The 22658-nt window shown below is 48.5% G+C and carries 21 protein-coding genes; 19 read left to right on the forward strand and 2 right to left on the reverse strand.

Annotated elements, in window-relative coordinates:
* Positions 1–112 precede the first annotated feature (112 nt).
* The 17 genes from IEW26_RS23060 (at position 113) to IEW26_RS23140 (ending at position 19262) form a co-directional block, all read left to right on the forward strand.
* Positions 113–1450, forward strand: a complete 1338-nt coding sequence (locus IEW26_RS23060) for an extracellular solute-binding protein (protein ID WP_188594069.1) — start codon at positions 113–115, stop codon at positions 1448–1450.
* An 85-nt stretch (positions 1451–1535) separates the two neighbouring features.
* A complete protein-coding gene (locus IEW26_RS23065; protein WP_188594070.1) occupies positions 1536–2417 on the forward strand; it encodes a carbohydrate ABC transporter permease in 882 nt (293 codons plus the stop codon).
* 31 nt (positions 2418–2448) lie between these two features.
* On the forward strand, positions 2449–3336 hold the full coding sequence (locus IEW26_RS23070; protein ID WP_188594071.1) for a carbohydrate ABC transporter permease: 888 nt from the start codon (positions 2449–2451) through the stop codon (positions 3334–3336).
* 275 nt (positions 3337–3611) lie between these two features.
* Positions 3612–5021, forward strand: coding sequence for an MATE family efflux transporter (locus tag IEW26_RS23075; protein WP_188594171.1), 1410 nt, complete (start codon positions 3612–3614; stop codon positions 5019–5021).
* A 207-nt stretch (positions 5022–5228) separates the two neighbouring features.
* Positions 5229–6107 carry a helix-turn-helix transcriptional regulator gene (locus IEW26_RS23080; RefSeq protein ID WP_188594172.1) on the forward strand — a complete coding sequence of 293 codons (879 nt, stop codon included), beginning with the start codon at positions 5229–5231 and terminating at the stop codon, positions 6105–6107.
* An 88-nt stretch (positions 6108–6195) separates the two neighbouring features.
* Positions 6196–7065: an Rpn family recombination-promoting nuclease/putative transposase gene (locus tag IEW26_RS23085; protein ID WP_188594072.1), complete on the forward strand. Its 870-nt coding sequence runs from the start codon at positions 6196–6198 to the stop codon at positions 7063–7065.
* A 210-nt stretch (positions 7066–7275) separates the two neighbouring features.
* Complete coding sequence (locus IEW26_RS23090; protein WP_145404664.1) at positions 7276–7989, forward strand: response regulator transcription factor; 714 nt, start codon at positions 7276–7278, stop codon at positions 7987–7989.
* Positions 7986–9461, forward strand: coding sequence for a sensor histidine kinase (locus tag IEW26_RS23095; RefSeq protein WP_188594073.1), 1476 nt, complete (start codon positions 7986–7988; stop codon positions 9459–9461). Before IEW26_RS23090 ends, IEW26_RS23095 begins: the two co-directional genes overlap by 4 nt.
* 105 nt (positions 9462–9566) lie before the next feature.
* Positions 9567–10676 (forward strand): hypothetical protein, encoded by a 1110-nt coding sequence (locus IEW26_RS23100; protein WP_188594074.1) that lies wholly within the window; start codon positions 9567–9569, stop codon positions 10674–10676.
* Between the two features lie 255 nt (positions 10677–10931).
* Positions 10932–11819, forward strand: a complete 888-nt coding sequence (gene trhO, locus IEW26_RS23105; RefSeq protein WP_111270371.1) for an oxygen-dependent tRNA uridine(34) hydroxylase TrhO — start codon at positions 10932–10934, stop codon at positions 11817–11819.
* Positions 11820–11831: 12 nt separating this feature from the next.
* Positions 11832–12479, forward strand: coding sequence for a helix-turn-helix transcriptional regulator (locus tag IEW26_RS23110; RefSeq protein WP_188594075.1), 648 nt, complete (start codon positions 11832–11834; stop codon positions 12477–12479).
* 412 nt (positions 12480–12891) lie between these two features.
* Entirely contained in the window at positions 12892–13224 is a 333-nt protein-coding gene (locus tag IEW26_RS23115) for an Rpn/YhgA-type helix-turn-helix domain-containing protein (protein WP_229729986.1), read from the forward strand.
* A 359-nt stretch (positions 13225–13583) separates the two neighbouring features.
* Entirely contained in the window at positions 13584–14633 is a 1050-nt protein-coding gene (locus IEW26_RS23120) for an ABC transporter substrate-binding protein (protein WP_188594077.1), read from the forward strand.
* A gap of 198 nt (positions 14634–14831) precedes the next feature.
* Positions 14832–15692 carry an ABC transporter permease gene (locus tag IEW26_RS23125; protein ID WP_229729998.1) on the forward strand — a complete coding sequence of 287 codons (861 nt, stop codon included), beginning with the start codon at positions 14832–14834 and terminating at the stop codon, positions 15690–15692.
* Between the two features lies 1 nt (position 15693).
* Complete coding sequence (locus IEW26_RS23130; protein WP_111270362.1) at positions 15694–16488, forward strand: ABC transporter ATP-binding protein; 795 nt, start codon at positions 15694–15696, stop codon at positions 16486–16488.
* A 173-nt stretch (positions 16489–16661) separates the two neighbouring features.
* The gene (locus IEW26_RS23135; protein WP_188594078.1) at positions 16662–17840 is read left to right on the forward strand and encodes a winged helix-turn-helix domain-containing protein; all 1179 of its coding nucleotides are present in this window, start codon (positions 16662–16664) and stop codon (positions 17838–17840) included.
* Between the two features lie 69 nt (positions 17841–17909).
* Positions 17910–19262 carry an MFS transporter gene (locus IEW26_RS23140; protein WP_188594079.1) on the forward strand — a complete coding sequence of 451 codons (1353 nt, stop codon included), beginning with the start codon at positions 17910–17912 and terminating at the stop codon, positions 19260–19262.
* Between the two features lie 107 nt (positions 19263–19369).
* Here the strand turns inward: IEW26_RS23140 and IEW26_RS23145 are convergent, their stop codons facing one another.
* Both IEW26_RS23145 and IEW26_RS23150 read right to left on the reverse strand, forming a co-directional pair.
* Positions 19370–19951: a hypothetical protein gene (locus IEW26_RS23145; protein ID WP_188594080.1), complete on the reverse strand. Its 582-nt coding sequence runs from the start codon at positions 19949–19951 to the stop codon at positions 19370–19372.
* Positions 19952–19983: 32 nt separating this feature from the next.
* Entirely contained in the window at positions 19984–20517 is a 534-nt protein-coding gene (locus tag IEW26_RS23150) for a hypothetical protein (protein ID WP_111270366.1), read from the reverse strand.
* Positions 20518–20724: 207 nt separating this feature from the next.
* On the opposite strand from IEW26_RS23150, the gene IEW26_RS23155 reads away from it, so the two are divergent.
* Positions 20725–21222, forward strand: a complete 498-nt coding sequence (locus IEW26_RS23155; RefSeq protein ID WP_188594081.1) for a DUF6385 domain-containing protein — start codon at positions 20725–20727, stop codon at positions 21220–21222.
* A 44-nt stretch (positions 21223–21266) separates the two neighbouring features.
* A complete protein-coding gene (locus IEW26_RS23160) occupies positions 21267–22658 on the forward strand; it encodes a DUF6385 domain-containing protein (RefSeq protein ID WP_229729987.1) in 1392 nt (463 codons plus the stop codon).

A 22658-nucleotide genomic window follows, 5' to 3' on the forward strand; every position in this document is an offset into this window, starting at 1 on the left:
AAATAGTGGAGTTTTACCAAATCATCCTATCCTTATGAGGTAGGAGAGCCCGTGCTACAATTTTATTAAAGCGGTTACAACAACCGTAATTCCACTATTGGGGGTTGGAAATATGAATAAAAAGACACTGGCCATGCTGCTGTCATGGACACTGATTCTGGCTGTCATTTTGTCCGGATGTAACAGTGCAGGTTCTGGTACAGGCAGCGAATCCGGCAGTAATGCAAGTGGTGGTGACCAAGGCGCAGACGGCAAGGTTACGTTGAAATTCATGCATCTCTGGCCTGCTGGCAGTTCGGCACAACAGAACAAGCTGGTCAATGATATTATCCAGCAGTATCAGACCGATAACCCAAATGTGACGATCAAGCAGGAAGTGCTGGAGAATGAACAATACAAGAACAAGTTGAAGATTCTGTCTGCTTCCAATGAACTTCCGGATGTCGGTGTAACCTGGGCTGCGGGCTTCCTTGAGCCTTACGTAAAGGGTAATCTGTTTGCACCGCTGGATGAGCTCCTGAATGGTTCGCTGGGCGAGAAGTTTATTGCGGGCACAACGGAGGCTTATGCAGTTGACGGGAAAACGTATGCGCTCCCAATCGAGCTGAACATCTCTCCGATCTATTACAATAAGGCGATTTTTGCAAGATATAATTTGCAGCCGCCAGCCACCTATGATGAATTCCTGAATGTGGTAAAGACGCTGACCGACAATGGTGAAGTGCCGATTGCACTGGGCAATAAGGACCGCTGGACCGGCTCACTCTGGTATATGTATCTGGCAAATCGTGTAGGCGGGGATGCGTTGGAGAAAGCCATTAACGGCTCCGGCAAGTTCGATGATCCGGCTCTGACGCAGGCTGCGGCTGAAGTGCAGAAGCTGGTGGATATGAATGCATTTAACAAAGGCTTTAACGGCTTGTCCAATGATGAGGGTAAATCTGAATTCATGAACGAAAAGGCTGCTATGTACCTGATGGGAACATGGGAATTGCCGAACTTTACAACGAATCCCGACATTCCGCAGGAGTTCAAGGATAAGGTTGGATTTTTCAAATTCCCGACGATTGACGGCGGCAAGGGTGATATCAATAGCTGGGTCGGTGGACCAGGTGTAGGCCTGTTTGCGGCTCAGAACTCGAAAGTGAAGGACGAGGCACAGAAATTTATTCAATACTTTGTGGAAAAATGGGGCGAAAGCTCGGTTACCGAGGCAGGGGTCATTCCCGCAACCAAAGTCGATACCGCTGCCGTACAGCTGCCACAGCTTTATATTGATCTGCTCAATGAGCTGAACCAGGCGAGCAGCTTGACGCTCTTTGCCGATGTGCAGATGAAGCCGGCTGCTGCTCAGGCGCATCTCGATATGATTCAGGCGTTGTTTGGCAAAGCAGTCACACCGGAGGACTTTGTGAAGAATCATCAGGCGGCCATCGACAAGGGCAACTAATATGCCCTGCTGCTTATACTGATGGCTAATACACACCTCACCTGCACCATCTGAATGCTTGAACGCTCGAAGGGAGGACCCAGTCTTGGACAAAGTCATGTCGAACCGTCTGGTGGCTGCGCTGTATGTGCTTCCTGCACTGCTTTTGCTGCTGGTTCTGGTCTACATCCCGATTGTGCTTACCGGATATTACGGTTTGATGCAGTGGGACGGGATCGGGGCAATGACGTTTATTGGTCTGGACAATTACACCGCACTGCTGCAGGATGGCACGTTCTGGCAGAGTGCAAATCATACCTTTTTGTTAGCCTTGTTCTCTGCGCTGAGTCTCATCGGATATTTGATGATTGCACTGGTGCTATCAGGCAAGATCAAGGGTGCCAATTTTTTTCGCAAAATATATCTCATTCCGATGCTGTTATCTTCCGTTGCTATCGCTCAGTTATGGCTCAAAATCTACCATCCCAGTAACGGTGTACTGAACACGTTTCTGGAAGCAATCGGTTTCAGCAATCCGCCAGCCTGGCTGGCGGAGCCATCACTGGTGCTGTATGCCCTGTTCGTACCGATTCTGTGGCAGTATGCAGGTTTTTATATTTTGATCTATTATGCTGCACTCAAAAATATCCCGGAATCACTCATTGAGGCTGCCCGCATTGATGGTGCGAACCCGTGGCAGATTGCATTCCGCATCAAGCTGCCGCTGATTACGGAAGTGATCAAGGTGACCGTGGTGCTGGCTGTGGTCGGCTCGCTGAAATATTTTGATCTGATCTATGTCATGACAGATGGTGGTCCGAATGGTTCCAGTGAAGTGATGGCCTCCTACATGTATCGTCAAGCATTTCGCAGTTTTGACTTTGGATACGGCAGCGCAGTAGGTTTCTTCCTGCTGTTGATCTGTCTGGTCGTGACCTGGCTGCTTCGCAAGGCCACAGCCTCCAAGGATACGATTCAATATTCCTGACGCATACGCAAAACGAAAGGAGGTCATCCCGTTGAAGACGGAGCCAGCTGTTCGGCTGCCAGTGGGCCCGCAGGCAGGTCATAGCCCTGTATGGACGAAAAGACTAGGATATGTCCTGCTCTATGTGCTGCTGTCCCTGGTAGCTTTGCTTCAAATCCTGCCATTAGTGTGGCTGATGTTATTTTCGCTCAAAAATAATCAGGAAGTATTCGACATGGCACCTTTTGCGCTTCCGGCTACGCCGCGTTGGGAGAACTATGTCAAGGTATGGACGGAAGGCAATATCAGCTTGTATTTTTTTAACAGTGTATGGATTACGGTGGTTTCTGTCGTGTTTACAGTGCTGTTTGCCAGTCTCGTCACGTTTGCCATTACACGGATGCGCTGGAAGGGACGTTCGCTGGTGCTCGGATTATTCATGGTGGGACTGATGATTCCAGTGCATTCCACTCTGATCCCGCTGTTCAGCCTGTTTTTGAAGCTGCATCTTACAGACCATCCGTTATCGGTCATTCTCTCTTACATTGCATTTAATATGCCGATCACGATTATGATCCTGCTCGGGTTCTATTATGCACTTCCGAGAGAGGTGGAAGAGGCGGCGGTGATGGATGGATGTTCTGTCAATCGGATATTCTTCCGGATCGTGCTGCCGATGACCGCTTCCGTGCTTGCTACGACAGCGATCATTAATATGATCTATGACTGGAATGAATTTATTTTCGTTAACACCTTCATTAGCTCAGATACGTATAAAACGCTGACGGTCGGGGTGCAAAACTTTATTGGACAGTATACAACCGATTGGGGTGCGATTGGTGCTACGCTGATGATCAGCATCCTGCCTATTCTGATCGCGTTTCTGGTATTGAGTGAACGAATTGTCGAAGGCATCGCGGCCGGTTCGGTTAAAGGATGATTGCCTGCCAGTGCTTTTGTTATTTTAAAATGTAACAGATTTAATGCCCTTCCATTAATCACGTAGTATGCGTGGTGGAAGGGCTTTGTTATGTCTTGGAGTCGTCACAGAGCACTATGCGGAACTGGTAGACGGACAGGTTTTATGAAAACGGTATAATACCTATTTCTGGAATTTCAAAAAACTTTCAATTATTTTCGTAAAACTACTGCATTTTCAAACCACCTGTGCTAACATACCCTATGAAATCAAGCCCACGTTGGAAAGGTGAGAAAATGACAGCAATATCCTCCACCAAAGAGTCCCTCCGTTCAGATGCCAAGGATTTGAAATTAATTCGGCTGACCTGGCCTATATTCCTGGAACTCTTCTTGTTTATGTTGATGGGGAGCGTAGATACGCTCATGCTTAGTTCTGTATCGGATAATGCCGTCTCCGGGGTGGGTGCGGCCAACCAGATTATCTCGATTGCAATTCTTGTACTCGAAGTCATTGGACATGGTGCTGCGATTGTTGTAGCCCAATATATCGGTTCGAAAAAGCTGACAGAAGCAGCACAGGTTACAGGCAATGCCATCACGCTTAACCTGGCGGTTGGATTGATCCTGAGTGTGATATTCCTGGTGTTTGGCGGACATTTGCTGTCGCTTTTAAATATACAAGGTGAAATTTATGATTATGCTCGTTCCTATATCAGCATTGTCGGGGGCGGAATTTTTTTGCAGGCCCTCATTAATGCACTGGCTGCAACGATTCGTACACACGGCTATACCAAGGAAACGATGTATGTGTCTGTATTTATGAATGTGATTCACGTTGTTGGCAACTATGCTCTGATCTTTGGACATTTCGGCCTGCCGAAGCTGGGTGTGGAAGGGGCAGCGATCTCGACGGTGGGAAGCCGTTTCATCTGCCTGCTGATCTTCTTCTGGCTGCTGTATCGGGTAAGTGAGGTTCGTGTAGATTTCGAATATTATATCAAGCTGTCCAAACATTTTATTGGCAAAATACTGCGAATCGGTATTCCGTCTGCGATGGAATCGATGGTTTATCACTCCTGCCAGCTCGTATTTACGCTGTACGTGACTTATCTGGGTGCAGAAGCGATGGCAACGAAGCAATATGCAGGTAACATTTCAAGCTACATTTATCTGTTCAGTATGGCCATTGGCATGGGAACGTCTATCATTGTTGGACGGCTAGTAGGTGCGCGCCGTAAGGATGATGCGTATAAACGTGTCTTTGACAGTGTAAAATGGGCCCTTCTGGCCACGATTGTGATTGACTTGATCATTATTATTTTCCGCGTGCCGTTGATGGGCATTTTCACAGATAATCCGGAGATTATTCGGCTGGGCGCCCAGGTACTGCTGCTCAGTCTGTTGCTTGAAACCGGGCGTACCTGCAACATTGTCATCATCGGTTCGCTGCGTGCGGCAGGGGATGCGAAGTTCCCGGTATACATGGGGCTGATTTCCATGGTGTGCATGAGTCTGCCTCTTGGATATTTGCTGGTATTCCAGTTGAATCTGGGACTCGCAGGTGTATGGCTTGCCATTGCGGCGGACGAGTGGACGCGTGCGGTCATTATGTACTTCCGCTGGAAGAGCCGCGCTTGGGAGAAGCATGAACTGGTGGAGCATGATGAGGATGAGGCGGGTGCACAGCCGGTTCCGGCTGTCTGACGTGCTGTCACTTGCGCGTGAAGCCAGTTCACAATAGATATAGTAGAATCATCCTTAGAGTTAAGCAGAACCAGTCAAGGACAGTTATTGTCCCTGACTGGTTCTGCTTTTTTATTTTTCGCAAAAATGATCAAAACGGCTCGTTTGTGAACACGTATAGTAAGGATATGGAAGGGGGGACATCCTCAATTGAGCCGATATCAGGAGATGATTCAGCACAGCTTGTTCTACATCGAGAACCATCTGCACGAAGAAATTGGACTGGAGGACGTGGCTTCTCAGGCCTTGTTATCGCCGTACCATTATCACCGGGTATTCCGGGAAGAGGTGGGTATGACGGTGGTTGATTACATTCGCCATCGGCGGATGAGCCTGGCGTCTATCGCACTTCGCTCCACAGATGCAGGTATATTGGACATTTCACTTGCCTGTGGCTTTGAAAGTCAGGAAGCGTTCACTCGTGCCTTTCGCAAAATGTATGGCATGCCGCCTGGACGTTTTCGCAAATTATTTGATCTGAAACTATTCACTGGAAAAACCAGAGGAGGAGAAATAGAGATGAATGCTGCAGCAGCAATCAAAGGTTGGATGTTAACGGGGAGTCACCCGCAAAACTATGAGATGGGTATTGATCCTGCCGAGGTACATCAAGGGAAGGCCTCGGGGTATTTGAAGGCCGTTACACCGATGGAGCCGAATGAGTTTGCGACGATGATGCAGCAGTTCCGGGCAGATAAATATGTAGGTAAACGGATGAAGCTGTCCGGGTTTGTCAAAACCGATCATGTGGATGCATTCTGCGGACTATGGATGCGTGTGGATAACCACGTACATGATGTGCTGCAGTTTGATAATATGCACGACAGGCCGATCACGGGTACACAGCCCTGGAATCAGTACAGCATTGTGCTGGATGTACCGGCAGAGAGTGCGGTGATCTCGTTTGGGGTGATCCTGAATGGCAAAGGAAAAGTATGGGTGGACAGTTTCCGCTTCGAGGAAGTGGATCTGAACACACCTGTGACCCATATGGAGACGGAATATGAGATGTCGGACGAGCCGTTAAATCTATCGTTTGAGGAATAGGAAATCAAATGGTGCGCGGGTTATTTTTAAACGGAAGAAGGGATGGGAATTATGGTATAATGCTGGTGAAGAATGGAGCTGATGATGTGTGACGGAACTGCTTGATCCACGGGTAGATTTTGTGTTCAAACGCATTTTTGGAAGTGAGCAAAATAAAGATGTTTTGTTGGCTTTTCTGAACAGCACGTTTATTGAAACTGGCGAAGCTCCCTTGACGGAGATTACGGTTATTAACACTTACACGGATAAAGATAGTCCAGAGGATAAACAGTCGATTCTGGATATTAAGGCGAAGACGGTGGAGGGCAAGCTCATTAATATTGAGATGCAGTTGTTCAACCCGTACCATATGGAGAAGCGCACGCTGTTCTATTGGAGCGAGATGTATTTCCACCAGATTAAAAAAGGTGAAAACTACAACCTGCTTAAAAAGTGCGTAACTATTAACATTTTGAATTATTCCTGTTTGGATAATGAACGTTACCACAATGTATTTCATTTGCGGGAAGACCATACAGGGATTAGTCTGACGGACGACATCGAAATCCATGTGATGGAGTTAACGAAGCTGGAGCAGCACGCTGTTCCGCTGGAACAAGGCGGGCTTGTGAATTGGCTGTTATTCCTGAAAGGGATCGACACATCAAACTGGGAGGTGCTGGCGATGAATGAACCGATGTTAAAGAAAGCGATGGATACGCTGGAGTTTCTGAGTCATGATGCTGCCACCCGCATGGCGTATGATGCCCGGATGAAGGCGTTGAGCGATGAAAAGTCGATGATTGAGGGCGCGCGGGCAGAAGGCTTACGGGAAGGTAAAATGGAAGGTAAAAAGGAAGGCTTACGGGAAGGCAAAGAAGAAATGGCTCGTGAGTTGCTAGCCCTTGGTGTGGACATGTCGGCCATTGTGAAGGCCTCGGGCCTTTCCGAAGAGGAAATCCGGAAGTTGCTGCCGTAGTTTAATTTATTGAGGATCAGAATAACATGGGCCAATCCATCTGTGGAATGGCTCTTTTTGCTGTCTTTGGGGTATAAAAAGAAAAAGGGCAGCGTACCTGCTGCGAGATATCCAGAGGCTAATGAAACGACTAAAGTTTCATGGCGTAATATTCGCGATCTTGTTAACATAAACCCATAACTTATGACAGAGAAAAAAAGGATGAATCCGATGAATAGAAAAGTGCTTGTTGTAGATGACGAATCCAGCATCGTCAGTGCCATTGCATATGCCCTTCGGCGTGAAGGGTATGAAGTGGAGACGGCAAACGATGGTGAAGAAGCTTTAGTCAAGGTAGCCTCGTTTCATCCGCAGGTTATGATTCTGGATGTTATGATGCCGAAGCTGGATGGATATGGCGTCTGCCGCAGGCTGGAGGATCGGGAGGATATCGGCATTATTTTGCTGACCGTCAAAAATGAACTCGTTGATAAAATTGTCGGCCTTGAAATGGGTGCGGATGACTATATGACCAAGCCATTTGAAATCCGCGAGCTTCTGGCCCGCGTAAAGGCGCTAATGCGTCGTGTAGAGAAAAAGAGCCAGCCGCCGCAGGACAATACCCAAAGTCAGGCTATTGTGAACGGGGCACTGCGTATTCATGTCGCACACCGTACGGTGATGGTGGGTGAAGAGAAGCTGGATTTAACACCGAAGGAATTCGACCTGCTGACCATTCTGATGTCCAATCCGGAACGGGTGTACACACGAGATGATCTTCTTGATCGGGTATGGGGCATGGAGTACGCGGGCGGCACACGGACAGTAGATATTCATATCCAGCGATTGCGCAAAAAAATCGGGGATACCGACCAGCAAATGCTGCAAACGGTATACGGCATTGGGTACAAGGCTGCCGCCACTGAAACAGGCGGGCATCTATGAGAGTCAGCATTAAGCTGAAGTTCAGTGTATTCCTGGCGGCGCTGCTTATTCTCACCGTAGTTGTTCTGAGCTCCCTCGTGCTGCGAGGGATTGAACTGAATCAGCAATCACAGGTTGAAGGCATTCTGGCGCAGCAGACGCGGCTGGTTAATCTGAATGTTCGCCAAGCGTATTATACAGAGGCGGTGCGTCTGGAGCCGGAAGTGTTCCTGCAGCAGAATGGGCGCAGATTGGCGAAGGCTCTTGCCGACTCGACGGGTCTGCCTATTGCATTGTATGACATGAGCGGCAAACAGGTAGGAGCATCCTTTGCTCCGGGTGAAAGCGAACTTCTACAGGAAACACTGAATTATGCATTACAAAATAAAATAGCCTACCATGAGCAAGGGGATACCCTGCTTTATGCCGCGCCGCTGGATGGTCCCGAAGGACAGATTGGTGCGGTGTGGATTCAATACTCTGTGCAGAGTTATCAGGAATTCTACGCACGCATCCTTCAGCTGTTTATATGGGCAGGCATTGCTGTTGTTGCACTCAGCTTCATTCTGGGTTATCTATTCTTCAACCGTTTTGCTGTAGCGATTACCCGGTTGAAAAAATCAGCGGCCTCCATTCAAGAAGGGAACTATATTACCGAATCCCCGGTCAAACGTAAGGATGAACTGGGAGAGCTGGGCCAAGGCATTTATTATATGAGCACGTCCATTCGGCAGAATATTACGGCGATGCATGCCGAGCAGCAGAAGCTGGAGCAGGCGATTGAGAAGCTGCAGGCACTGGAGCAGCAGCAGAAACAATATATCGGCAATATCAGCCATGAGTTCAAGACACCACTGACCTCCATTAAGGCATATGTGGAGCTGCTGAACATGTACAAGGATGATCCCCAGCTGCTGGATGATGCCACGAATAACATCGGGAAAGAAACCGAGCGGTTATATGAAATGGTAGAGAAGGTGCTGCATCTGTCTGCGCTTGAAAAGTATGATTTCGAGAATCAGGCAGAGGACGTGGAGATCGGCGCATTGCTGGAGGATGCTTGCGGGCGAATGCGAGGTAAGGTGGAGAAGTTTGCATTAAATATGGAGCTGCATCTGGAGCCTGCCGTCATTCACAGTGACCGGGAGAGTCTGATGCACATTTTCATCAACCTGCTGGACAACGCGATCAAATATAACGTACCGGGAGGCATCATCCGGGTCGAAAACGAATTGCGGATGAACGAGCGACAGGTGGTCATTCGCATCTATAACTCAGGTACGCCAATTCCCGAAGAGGCACAGAAGAAGATTTTCGAACCCTTTTACACTGTCAACAAAGATCGAGCCCGCAAAACAGGCGGAACCGGACTCGGTCTGTCCCTCGTCAAGCAGTTTGTTGAGAAGCAGGGTGGAACAATTACACTGTTGCCCACTGACCAACAGCATCAAGAAGGCGTAACATTCCAACTCATATTTCCACTTGTAAATTAAGATAGAGATACAAGTTTACAAGTTGGAAACAAGTCTGAATAACTTTGGAAGTATGCCAGCCTTATGATTGGTCTATACACATTAGAAATCAAGGGGGACCATGACATGATAAATTGGAGGAAAGCGGCATTTGGTGCACTGGGAGCAGCCGTCCTGCTGACAACCGTTGCTTGTGGAAACACAACAGAGCCATCTGGCAATACACAAGGTGCGAAACCAGCTACGGATATTACCGTGAAAGACAACACCAATACGTCTGTATACCAGAATTTCAAGCTTGAGAAAATAGATAAACTGCCCAATATGCGGGGAGTTGCTTGGTTAAGCGGGGACTCCATCGTTACAGATAAAGAAAATACGTCCATGAAACCCGTTAGCGTCGAGGGGGAGGAACGGTATCCACATAACCTGTACATGTATGATCTGACGAAAGGCACAGATACACCGCTCAAAGAGAGCGAGGTCAATCTGGGAGCGCCGCAGGTTTCGCCGGATGGGCAGCACCTTTTCTACTGGGAGACAGAGGAAACGACAGGCTGGCCTTTCATTCTGGACTTGCAAAGTGGAGAAGCGATAGCGGCTGGCAAACAGGATGGATTCATTCAGGAGGGAGCATGGCTGGACAATGAACATGTCGTTTTTTCGAATATGAAAGGAGAACTGGTCTCGGCTGCACTGGACGGCACAACAAAAGTATTGGTAGAGACGGGCAATTTTAATGTGCGCAGCATCAAGGTGTCAAACAACGTGATCTATTACATCACAGGAGAAGACGGACAGCTGAATGCCTATGACGCCAAAACAGGTGAAGTTAGACAGGTGCTCAAAAGCGTAGAGTGGGTCATTCCTTCAAACGACGGAACAAGGCTTGCGATTGTAAAAAGAACAGCGGATACCAAACGGGCGCTGGTGCTCACCGATCTGGAAGGCAATGAAAAGGCCACACTTGCCAGAGGCACGCAAATTTTTGGCACAAGCTGGTCAGGCGACGACTCCAAAATCGCTTATACGATTCAATCCGATAACAACAACGAAAAGGGATTATTCGTATCCAACACGGAATCTGCAGAGCAATTCCAGCTCTCCGCTGATATGGATGAAGTGGCTGATGCATTAGCCTGGAGCCCGCAGGGGAACAAAATTTTGCTATCCCAATCCGTGATGGAAAATGAAAAGGTGCACTTTGTAACCTCAATCATTACTATTTCTGAATAGGGACCCGAATATAGAGATAGTGGCGGGATAGAAGGGCTGTTCCATATCTTTCATGCCTTTCTATACATTTATATTGACTAAGTCCTTGCGCTTCCGATAAACTAGTATGCAGGAATATATAGTCGAATGGTGGACAGCAGTTCGAGACGGTGTTTCGAGCGGCTGTTTCTTTTCTTTTTTTGCAAGCCAGGGCGCAACGTAGGAGGCTCGCCGGAGGAACCGGCCAACAACATGGAAGAGGAACAGGTGATATACATGTGTAACAGCGCGTATCGCGTGCTTTTATATTATAAGTTCGTGAAGATTGAAGACCCCGAGACGTTTACGCAGGAGCATCTGCAATACTGTAAGGACCTAGGGGTGAAGGGCCGTATTCTGATCGCCTCTGAAGGCATCAACGGTACGGTTTCAGGAACACCTGAACAGACGGAGCAGTATATGAAGGACATGCATGCCAATCCGCTGTTTAAGGACATGGTGTTCAAGATTGATGATGTGGAAGAGCATGCGTTCAAAAAAATCTTTGTACGTCACAAAGCAGAGCTCGTGACGTTCCGCGTAGACGAAGAGCTTGATCCGAATGAGATCAGCGGTAAGCGCCTTTCGCCGAAGGAGTTCCACGAGCATCTACAGCGTGATGATGTCATCGTCATTGATGGTCGCAACGACTATGAATACGAGATTGGTCATTTCCGTGGAGCCATTCGTCCAGATGTAGAATCATTCCGTGAGTTTCCAGAATGGATTCGAGAGAATCTCGGCGATATGAAGGACAAGAAGATCATTACGTACTGCACGGGCGGTATTCGTTGCGAGAAGCTGACCGGCTTTATGATCAAGGAAGGTTTCCAGGATGTTGCCCAACTGGAAGGCGGAATTGTAACTTACGGGAAAGACCCTGAGGTACAGGGACGTCTGTTTGATGGCAAATGTTACGTATTTGACGAGCGCATCTCGGTGCCAATCAACCGTACGGATGAGGATATTGTCATCGCCAGCTGTTATCACTGTGGCACGACACATGACCGATATATTAACTGTCCGACCTGCAACCTGCAGCATGTCTGCTGTGAGGCTTGTGAAGAGACGCATAACCGCTTTTGCTCGGATGCTTGCCGGGAGGCAGCGCCCGTACACGCATAAGCAGGAGAGCAGGTGCTGAATGTGAAGCGTGAAGAAGAACGTACAACGCGTGAACGGATTTTGTTTATGCTGAAGCAGCAAGGAACGATGACGGCCCGCGAGATCACAGCGGAGCTGGGGCTGACGGGTATGGCGATTCGTCGCCATCTGACAGCGCTGGAGCAGGATGGCTGGATTGAGGTGCGAGAAGCCCGGGCAACCGCAGGGCGCCCATCCTCGGTATATCATCTGACCGATCGCGGGGACGGTTATTTTCCGAAGTCGTACTCCTCTCTGACACTGGAGCTACTGGAAGAATTGTCTGATACGGCAGGCAGTGGTGTCGTGGATGCTCTCTTCGAGGGTCGCCGTGACAAGCTGCTTCGCAGCGGCTTGCCGCAGATGGAAGGCCATGACCTTGCCGGACGTGTGGAGGAACTGGCACGTATCCAGAATGCCAATGGTTATATGGCAGATGCGTCCAGAGAAGAGGATGGCACCTATGTCATCACTGAGCTGAACTGTCCGATCGTACAAGTTGCGAGTGTATATAAACAGGCCTGCCGCTGTGAGCTGGAACTGTTTCGCACGCTGCTGCAGGCAGATGTAGAGCGCACCGAATGCTACGCCGATGGCGGCAAGAAGTGCAAGTATCAGATTCGCGAAGCTTCGAGGAACTGAATGAGACGAGTGGACGTTTGAATATATGACATAAAGAGATGGTCTCTATTTGTGGAGGCTGTCTTTTTTTGTTACGGAATTACGTTTTTGCGAGTGAATAAATCGGAATTGCGTATTTAAATTGGACTATACGTGTTATAATAGTGCTCACATCCAAGTGCAATTCGTTCGCTGGTAGTTCTTTTTGAAATGAATAACCTAATCTAAATCAGTTGAACTATATACATTTACACAGAAACGGAGAGGACAGAAAAAACTGGAAAAGCGAAGCGTTCGCCTTTATCACAAGATTTTTCCCTTTATAATGGGAATCAAAAAAATCTGGGGATAACAGCGATTGAAAGTTGTTCTGTCATCGGAGTGCTCCGTGTAAACATCTTTCTTTTTTAACTGATCTAGGTGGGAGGCGTTTATGATGCATGAGCTGGAACCTGCTTTGAAAAAAGCCATGAGTGTGCTCGAGTTTCTAAGTCAGGATGAACAGGCGCGTCAGGAATACGAGGCACGGCAAAAGTTTCTACGAGATGAGGCCTCAATGATTGAGGGGGCTCGAGAAGAGGGGCTTAAAAAAGGCCTTGAGGAAGGGCTTAAAGAGGGAATTAAAGAAGGTATTAAAGAGGGCGAAGCTGAGAGCAAACGCAAAATTGCACAAAATATGCTGACTCTGGGACTTGATGAAGAGATTATTATGAAAGCGACAGGTCTGAGTTCTTCTGAACTGAAAAATATCCAACAAAATAAATAATCTCAGTAGGTTAGTTCTCTTACATGATTCAATAGAAAGGCAATTCGTACATTCTACGAGTTGCCTTTTTTGATGCTATGTAAAGTAATCTATCATATTATTCCTTCCGATTGAAATTGGAAGCGTTTCAACCATTGACGGAAGCCGGGATGCACTTTAATATTAGGAAAACAATAGAACAGCAACACGGCATGGACTTCAGTCGCATGCCCAAAGTCTAGATTTGTCTGCTTTTGTCGATCAAAGCAACAATGCGTTGAAGCGTTCGTTTTTGTCGGGCTCTGTCGTTCCTGAGGGGACGCGTATTAGAGCGCATGGGGAAGGTCAAATTTTAAAAGATGGAGAGGGGTATTTTACAGATGAAAAAGAAGTTTTGGATGTCACTGATGATGGCTGCTTCGATGATCGTAGCGGCAGGTTGCGGAAATAACAGCGGTTCAGGCTCGGAGTCAAAAGGGGCAGACAGTACAACAGGCGGAGGCAGCGCAGAAAAATCCTATCAGATCGCCATCTCCCAGATTGTTGAACATCCATCGCTAGATGCTACACGTGAAGGTTTCATCGCAGCCCTGAAGGATGCGGGTATTGAAGAGAATAAAAACCTCAAGATTGACTACAACAATGCCCAAGGGGATTCTACGAACAACCTGTCCATTGCCCAGAAAATCGCGGGTGATTCCAAAAATGACCTCGTACTCGGCATTGCGACTCCATCTGCACTCGCTCTTGCACAGCAAGTCAAGGACAAGCCACTTCTATTTGCAGCTGTAACGGACCCTCTCGGAGCCAAGCTGGTGAGTGACATGGACAAGCCAGGTGGTAACGTTACGGGTGCATCAGATACCAATCCAGAGGCTATCGTGCAGTTGGCTGACTTTATCGCCAAATATATGCCGGATGTGAAGACGGTAGGACTGGTCATTAATGAAGGTGAACCGAATGCAGTTGTTATGGCTAACAATGCCGAGAATGCTCTGGCAACACACAACATCAAGCTGGTCAAAGCACCAGTGACCAATACATCGGAAGTTAAACAAGCAACCGACTCGCTGGTTGGAAAAGTCGATGCGTTCTACATTACACTCGACAACTCCGTTGTAAGTGCGGTCGATACGATCATTCAGACGGCGAACAGCAACAAGATTCCATTCTTCTCCAGTGACCGTGATACGGTAGAGAAGGGCGCTTTTGCAACAGTAGGCTTCAAATATTATGATCATGGCTACCAAGTAGGAGAGATGGCTGCGGACATTCTGAAAAATGGAACAAAACCAGGCGACATGAAGGTGACCGTGCCGGACAAGCTGGATCTGATCCTGAATCTGAAGGCAGCTGAAGCTCAAGGCATTACGGTAACAGATGAAATGAAGGCTGAAGTAAAAGATCAGGCTAACAACATTATTCAATAATAGAGATGGGTAACTTGTTTCAATAATTGAGATTGGTAACCTGACGAATGACAATATTCCGATAGATGGATGCGAGGCGAACGTGCAGGCGGGTTCGCCTCATTCTTTTCGGATAGAGAAAGACAGGGAGGAAGCAGTGTGAGTATAAGTTGGAATTCCATTGAAGGGGCAATTGAGCTTGGACTGTTATATGCACTGATGGCACTGGGTGTGTATATTACATTCCGCATTCTTGATTTTCCCGATCTTACCGTAGACGGAAGTTTTACCACAGGGGGCGCTATTGCGGCGGTCATGATCTCCAATGATTACTCTCCTTGGCTGGCCTGCTTGGCAGCAATGGCTGGCGGCATGATCGCTGGAGCTCTCACGGGTCTGCTGCATACCAAGGGCAAAATTAACGGACTATTGTCCGGTATTCTGATGATGATTGCCCTGTATTCGATCAACATGCGTATTCTTGGCGCACCGAATAAATCGATTATGGGTGCAGAAACACCTTTTTCGGGTGAGCATGTCATGATCATTATTATTATTGTAGTGCTGGTATTTAAAATCATGCTGGATCTGTTTATGAAAACAGATATCGGTCTCGCCCTTCGTGCCACTGGGGATAACAAACGAATGATTCGCAGCTTTGGTGCGAATACGGATGTGACGACCATTATTGGTGTCAGCTTGTCCAATGGACTCGTGGCCTTGTCAGGAGCATTTATTGCCCAGCAATCCGGGTTTGCTGATATTACGATGGGCATTGGTATGATCGTTATCGGCCTGGCTTCAGTCATTATCGGTGAAGCGATTCTTGGCGCCAGAACGGTATTCTGGGCGACGCTGGCAGCTGTTGTCGGATCAATTATTTACCGGATTGTGGTCGCACTGGCCTTGCAGGTGGAATGGTTTGATACATCCGATCTGAAGCTGATCACCGCCGTAATCGTTATTATCGCACTTGTGTTTCCGACAATGCAGCGTTCCATGAAACAGCGCAGTCTCGCTCGCAAACGAACCGAAGAGCTGATGCGCTCGGGTGGTCAACAGGCGAAGGGGGGCATGTAGTATGCTGGAGATTACGCAAGTCACCAAACTGTTCAATCCGGGCACGACCGATGAGAAGACGGCGCTGGTTGGTGTGAATCTGACCATGAATCCGGGCGATTTTGTGACGGTCATTGGCAGTAACGGAGCAGGGAAATCGACCTTGATGAATATTATTTCAGGTGTGATGAAACCGGATATGGGCGATGTGCTGATCAACGACCGTTCGATTAAAAACTTGCCAGAGCATAAACGAAGCAGCTGGATTGGTCGTGTCTTTCAGGACCCGATGGCCGGAACGGCACCGCATATGTCCATTGAGGAGAACATGGCGATGGCTTACAAACGTGGCAAGGGACGCGGACTTGGCTTTGGTGTGACACGCGCCAGACGTGAAATTTTCAATGCACAGCTGGAGAAGCTTGGCATTGGACTGGAGAAACGTCCAAATGCCAAGGTGGGTCTCTTGTCTGGTGGAGAGCGTCAGGCGCTCAGCCTGCTGATGTCAACCTTTACCCAGCCACAGATTTTGCTGCTGGATGAGCATACGGCGGCACTTGATCCAGCCCGTGCAGAGCTGATCACCGAGCTGACAGAGACACTTGTCCGTGAGATGAGACTTACAACACTCATGGTTACGCACAATATGGAGCAGGCCATCCGTCTCGGCAATCGTCTGATCATGATGGATAAGGGACGCATCATTCTTGATGTCAGTGAGGAACGCAAACGCACACTCACGGTACCTGAACTGCTTGGGGAATTTGAGCGGATTAGCGGTAAGAAGATGGCAGATGACCGTGTTGTGCTTGGATAAGCACCAAGGCGCAGAGATTTTTTCGGAAAAATAAAATTCACTTGCTTACCCCAAAATGGGTGTAATCCATATTAGGTCAGATTCATGCATATTGTTAAAACCAGGGCTCTTTGCTTTATTGCAAAGGGCTTTTTTATGGTATGTTGAAAGAGGTCCACAAGGGAGGAACGAGCTTGTCTCTGCAATTTGATGAGGGGAGCTATACGGTATCTCAGCGATTGGATTCCATCCGCCTGCTGGCGAAGGAGTTTGCGCTTTTGCATTTTCTGTACGAAAACAAAGATAAGGCCTTTACGCGCAGTCAGCTGCTGGATCGGGTATGGCCATTGGAATATCCGGTGGAGCGCACCGTAGATGATCACATCTATCGTTTGCGCAAGAAGCTGAAGCGCTGGGAAGAAATCAGTCTGGATACGGTCCGTGGTTATGGTTATCGGCTTGCTCTAAGGGAAAACAGGGCCGTCCTGCCCCCAAATCCATCTATCCATGATCCCGAGATGCAGGAGGTTGTGCATGGATTGCTTCGCAAATATCATCTGTTCGGCCAGGGAAATTCAATCCAGACGCTGGTTCGTCAACAGGAGGCGCTTGGCGTACGAATAGAACCGTACTACCAGCTGTATCTGCATTTTATACAGGGAGATCTGGAGTGGCTGATGAACACAGCGCAGTTTCCTTTAGAGGAGCGTTTGTACTGGCTGCTGATTTATGTACATGCTCTCGTTGAACCTGCGGAAAGTCTGGCGTTATACAAACAAGCGATTCATTCATCTGTTCTGCCTGCAGAGCATCGCCAGGAACTGAGGATTCTGAATATCATCGATATCTATGCCGAAACGGGTCAGTATCAGGAGGCCAGGAGGCAGCTGGAAGAAACGTATCGGGTGATGGAAGCAAAACAGTTAATCTATTTCAAGTTACCGGTGAGTATTGCCGCATTGTCTGTTGAACTGTGGGGTGGGAGCGGTGAGGCTGTTGAGGAACAGATTGCCGTTCTGCGTACACAATTAAAAGACGCACCCTATCTGCGAGAAATCGGCCGTTTTCAGGTGCTGGAGGGCTGCTGGCTGCTGCGGCAGGGACGGGTGCGAGAAGCGGAGTTGCGAATGGATGACGGTCTGGAAGTATTGAAAATGTCACTCAATGCACCGCTTTATCTGAATTCAGCCTATCAAATTCTTTTGTTTATGGATCACCATCGAGTTGAAGGCAGACTCCGCAGTAAATATCAACAAATCTATGAGGGGATTCGTAAATCATACGGCGCTTCCATCTATGGGCAGCAGATTGTGGATACGGTTCACCGTTTTTTATCTGCTGAATCCATATCCTCTGATCTTCCTCTGACATAAGCCTCCTAAGATTACAGTCAAGGACATCAAGTTCGCAAAACCGCTGTAATCAAGGGAGGAAGTAAATGTATGACAGGTAATTCATCAAGAAACGACTTTTCCGATTCGTCTAAGCCAGGTGATTCATCTGATGAAGCTGCTGCAAAAGCCCCCAAACGCCTGTGGAAGAATCTCAGGTTTGTGCGTCTGTTTATGGCTTACGCGCTTGCTACCTTTGGCGATTGGTTCGATACGTTGGCCGTGCAGGTCATGGTGGCTTACCGCTGGGGTGCTGACCCGTTGATCATCGCACTAATCCCGGTCTTCATGGCAGTGCCGGGTATTCTTTTTGGCTCAGTGGCTGGTGCTCTGGCAGACAGGCTGCATAAGGTGAAAATTATGCTGCTTTGTGACGGAATCACCGTAGCACTCACAGTTGGTATTTTATTGGCACCAAGCCCGGCATGGCTGCTTCCACTCCTGGCACTGCGTGCGATGATGAGTGTATTTCATGTTCCTGCCCAGCAGGCGTTGACGCGCCAGATCGTAACCGAGGAGCAGCTGTTTCAGGCCTCATCGCTGAACGGGTTTGTGAATCAGTGTGCCAAGATAGCAGGACCTCTTCTGGGAGCTGTTGTATTGGCCTTTTTTTCTCCGCAAATCTGCATTCTGATCAATGCGTTTGCTCGCTTGCTGTCAGGTGCATTCCTTTGGCCTTTACGACGCTTTTCAGAGAAAAAAGAAGTTGGTGTAGCCGATGAGCAAGATGATGAGCAAAATCAGAAGGGAACGGCGACCTTCTTCACGCAGTGGCAGCAAGGCTGGAAGTATTTACGCCGCAACCGTACGGTGAGGAATACCATTGTGTTTGGTTGTTTAGGCCTGATGTCTATTCTGATGATCGAATATCAATTTGCGACCTTATTTCGGGAGATCAAGCCAGGGAATGAATCCATGCTTGGCTGGCTCGGTTCATCGGTTGGGGCGGGAGCCGTTCTTATCATTCTGCTGTTAAACCGATTGCCAAGAATAGGATACGGATGGGGCCTTGGCGGTGGATATTTCCTCATTGGCGCCGGCATTGCATCACTGGGCTTGATCGGCCCGGATACATCAACAGCATGGGTCATTGTCGTGGGCCTGTGTACTGGTCTGGGGAATGGAATGTTTATGGTCACGATGAATTATTTGCTGCAAAAAGAGACCTCTCCTGACTATGTAGGACGTGTATTTGGTATTCAAAACTCGTTATTCAGCGTTGTGCTGGTTGCTGCGCCGCTGACAGGAGGTGCAATCATTCGTTTTGCCGGGCCTAGCTCGACCTTTCAAATGATCGGTTTGGCCACGCTTGCGATTGGTCTTGGCGGAATGATACTGCAGCGCATGCTGTGGAATGTGGGGAGAACATGCACGTCAACAGACAAGGCATCAGCCGTTTCATAGCGCATCTGATCTATGCCTGAGACAATAATAGCCACTTTCGGTGCTCATCCGAAGGTGGCTTTTGGTTTGGATATATCTCGAGCGTGTTCAACCTTGATGATAAGAAGTCAATTTTCCCACCAGGTGAAATAGGTTGTGCAGGCTAACAGTCCAGCTACAGACAGCGATCCAGTTACGGACAGATTAATCGCCTGCCCTGGAGAGATCACATATCTGCCCGACTCATCGGATTGAAAGGGGCCTGCCTGAAGCGGCATGGCAATCAGAGTTGCAGCACCCGACGGAGCAGATGTGGAGAATCGAACTACTGCAATACTTGTGTTGCTGCTGGATAGATTACTGTTGACTGCAGTGAGTGTGCTGGGGGAGGAAAGGGTGCCGTTGGCACTCAGGGTCATGGTGCCGCTGAATGAAGATAACAGGCTGAGCGCCACTGTAATGCCGCCAGACAATCGGGAAACATAAATGTTCTTTCCACTGCCTGCTGGATTGGCGAGCTGGAGCGTTGCTGTCACACTCCCTCCAAGTATCCCGAGGGTGGTGGAGTTGGTGGAACCTGCAGTGTACAGATTACCTGTGCTGCCGGCATTATTTTCAGGCGGGGCAATGATGCCGGGAGAAGTATACGAGTTGGTGCTCGATGTATAGACGGGCTGATTCAATGGGTTAAATACATTATTGTTTGGCACGATATGTACCCCCCTTTTTAACAAATTTCGCCTTAAAATTCCCACCATAGCAGATTAATCGAGCCGACCTGACTTCCCGTACCCAAGCTGATGGACAAGGACTGCCCTGGAGGAACAACGATGGAGCCGTTTAAATCCAGTGAGTATATCCCAGCAGTTAGCGGAATGCTGATGAGACTGGTAAAGGTACCGCCAAGCGTGCCTGTATTTTGTCTTGTTGTGGCGATGCTGGCATTTGAGCTGCCAAGCAGTGTATTGCTTGGTGTTGGCGTTGTGCCAACGGTAACGGTTCCGCCGGAGTAGATGACAAGGGTAGCGGCTGCTGTAGTGCCCCCCATCAGACTGGATAGACGTATCGTTCTGCCACTTCCAGCAGCATTAACAATCTGCAGCAGCAAGTTCTGGCTGGAAGGAATAGAGACATTATTCGTGGTCAAGGCAAAAAAACTACCCACCGCTGCAGCCCCTGTGTCTGGCGGAGCTTCAATCCCCGGGGCCGCAAATGTATTGGTTAATTGGGTGAATAAAGGTCCATTAGATTGGTTGAATACATTTGCATTAGTCATTGTGCAGCGCCTCCTTTGGAAAGAATGAACCCAATAAACGTCAAACGTAGCCTTGTTTTTTCGCATGTCCCTATTACCTCATTGTATGTGAAAGAAAGAGTCGACGTTTGGGATTCATTGTAATTTTCCAAATAACGGCATGTGCCGTGCCCGTAGTCCTGGGCCGGGCATACGATGCCTAAGCACATTGTTTAAGGGGAAATCGAGATGAGTCGAACAGCAAAGCAAAGCAAGAAAAAAACAAAGCAGACAACCAAATATGTTAGTCGCCGCTCATCCCGTTGTTCTCGCCGCGCGAAACTGCTGAAGCCCCCCTGCTCCCGGATTACCCGTCCCCGGTTCAAGCAGGGTGCTTTCTCACGCACGAAACTCCCTGGTGCTGCTTACTGTTTTACAGAGCATACCTATCCTGGAGCGGACACGGCCCGAGGCGAAGTTGCACTTCCGCCACAGGATACCTCAACACTAAGCATGTACAGCTATGGTGTGGTGAATCGGGGGAAACATCCGGCGCTTGTACAGATTCAGATCAGCCCGAATGCTGTAGATTACGCAGTGGATAGTCAAGAGGTGGTCGAGGGAGGACAGACCAAGGCGCTTGTCCCATTGCGATTTCTGCATTATACCCGGCTTGTGATTCTGCCAGTGAAGCCCGGTGAACCAACCCGGCTTGATGTTTATTTTCAGGCTCAGCGTATGCCGTAAGGTAGCTTTATTACCCAGATTGTCCAGGGAGGAGGACGAGGCTCATGCCTAACTTTACAACGTTTAATACGAATCCGGATAACTTGAGAACACTTATTTTTGGTCAGGATAGTACGGGCACTGCCCAACCCGTCAGAACGGATACAAGTGGAAATGTTGTTGGCATCATTCTGGACGGGACAATCAGCAACATATCTGGTCTGACTACAGTCACCATTAATGCGGGCACAATTACCAACATTCTGAACGGTACAATTACCAGCGTACTTGGAGCCACGATTACAGCTGGAACGATCACAAGTGTGCTAGGTGCCACGGTGACAGCCGGTACATTAACGAACCTGTTAGACGGTACAATTACCAATGTGCTCGGAGCGACCATTACAGCGGGAACATTAACGAACTTGCTGAACGGAACCATCACAAGTGTACTTGGGGCGACGATTACAGCCGGTACGATTACAAGTGTGCTAGGAGCCACGGTGACAGCCGGTACATTAACGAACCTGTTGAACGGTACGATTACCAGCGTACTTGGAGCCACGATTACGGCGGGGACCATCACAAGTGTGCTAGGTGCAACCGTAACCGCAGGTACATTAACGAATTTATTGAATGGAACTATTACCAGCGTACTTGGAGCCACAGTAACGGCCGGGACACTGACAAACCTGTTAAATGGTACGATCACGAATGTGTTAGGAGCAACCATCACGGCAGGTACATTAACAAACTTGCTGAACGGAACGATCACAAGCGTACTCGGAGCGACGATTACAGCGGGAACGATCACGAGTGTGCTGGGCGCAACCGTAACGGCCGGGACGCTTACGAACCTGTTGAATGGTACGATCACGAATGTGCTCGGAGCGACCATCACAGCGGGAACATTAACGAATTTACTGAATGGAACGATCACCAGCGTCCTGGGTGCCACGGTGACCGCTGGAACGCTGACCAATCTGTTGAACGGAACCATTACAAGTGTACTTGGGGCCACAATCACAGCCGGGACATTGACCAATCTATTAAATGGAACGATCACAAGTGTGCTTGGAGCGACCATTACCGCCGGAACACTCAGCAGCGTAACATCCATCTCGCAGAAAAGCTTTCAGGAAAACCAGCTCATTGCTACGCCGACAGCTAACACGTTTACACCGCTTCCTGCTGTGACAACCAGCGTCTTCGGTACTTACTCCTTCTTTGTATATAACAGGGGACCAGGAATAAACAGGGTAGATGCTCAGGTGGAGATCAGTGCTAACGGAACCAACTGGTATACGGATGTGGCTACGGTAACCGGTATCCTGTCCGGTTCGGTAGACGTTCTGGTTCCGCAGCGATTTTTGAAATATACCCGTCTCTCTTATCGTTCAAGCCTCATTGGAGCACCTAGCACAATTGACGTGTTCTTCAATGGACAAGGCACATAA

This window comes from Paenibacillus silvae (genome assembly GCF_014639235.1).
GTDB classification, from domain to species: Bacteria; Bacillota; Bacilli; order Paenibacillales; family Paenibacillaceae; genus Paenibacillus; species Paenibacillus silvae.

Bases quoted from the DNA above. Each gene is read 5' to 3' on its own strand.
- IEW26_RS23060 (WP_188594069.1), top strand. From the start codon at position 113: ATGAATAAAAAGACACTGGCCATGCTGCTGTCATGGACACTGATTCTG.
- IEW26_RS23075 (WP_188594171.1), top strand. From the start codon at position 3,612: ATGACAGCAATATCCTCCACCAAAGAGTCCCTCCGTTCAGATGCCAAG.
- IEW26_RS23080 (WP_188594172.1), top strand. From the start codon at position 5,229: ATGATTCAGCACAGCTTGTTCTACATCGAGAACCATCTGCACGAAGAA.
- IEW26_RS23090 (WP_145404664.1), top strand. From the start codon at position 7,276: ATGAATAGAAAAGTGCTTGTTGTAGATGACGAATCCAGCATCGTCAGT.
- IEW26_RS23095 (WP_188594073.1), top strand. From the start codon at position 7,986: ATGAGAGTCAGCATTAAGCTGAAGTTCAGTGTATTCCTGGCGGCGCTG.
- IEW26_RS23100 (WP_188594074.1), top strand. From the start codon at position 9,567: ATGATAAATTGGAGGAAAGCGGCATTTGGTGCACTGGGAGCAGCCGTC.
- trhO (WP_111270371.1), top strand. From the start codon at position 10,932: ATGTGTAACAGCGCGTATCGCGTGCTTTTATATTATAAGTTCGTGAAG.
- IEW26_RS23115 (WP_229729986.1), top strand. From the start codon at position 12,892: ATGATGCATGAGCTGGAACCTGCTTTGAAAAAAGCCATGAGTGTGCTC.
- IEW26_RS23120 (WP_188594077.1), top strand. From the start codon at position 13,584: ATGAAAAAGAAGTTTTGGATGTCACTGATGATGGCTGCTTCGATGATC.
- IEW26_RS23125 (WP_229729998.1), top strand. From the start codon at position 14,832: ATGGCACTGGGTGTGTATATTACATTCCGCATTCTTGATTTTCCCGAT.
- IEW26_RS23130 (WP_111270362.1), top strand. From the start codon at position 15,694: ATGCTGGAGATTACGCAAGTCACCAAACTGTTCAATCCGGGCACGACC.
- IEW26_RS23140 (WP_188594079.1), top strand. From the start codon at position 17,910: ATGACAGGTAATTCATCAAGAAACGACTTTTCCGATTCGTCTAAGCCA.
- IEW26_RS23150 (WP_111270366.1), bottom strand. From the start codon at position 20,517: ATGACTAATGCAAATGTATTCAACCAATCTAATGGACCTTTATTCACC.
- IEW26_RS23155 (WP_188594081.1), top strand. From the start codon at position 20,725: ATGAGTCGAACAGCAAAGCAAAGCAAGAAAAAAACAAAGCAGACAACC.
- IEW26_RS23160 (WP_229729987.1), top strand. From the start codon at position 21,267: ATGCCTAACTTTACAACGTTTAATACGAATCCGGATAACTTGAGAACA.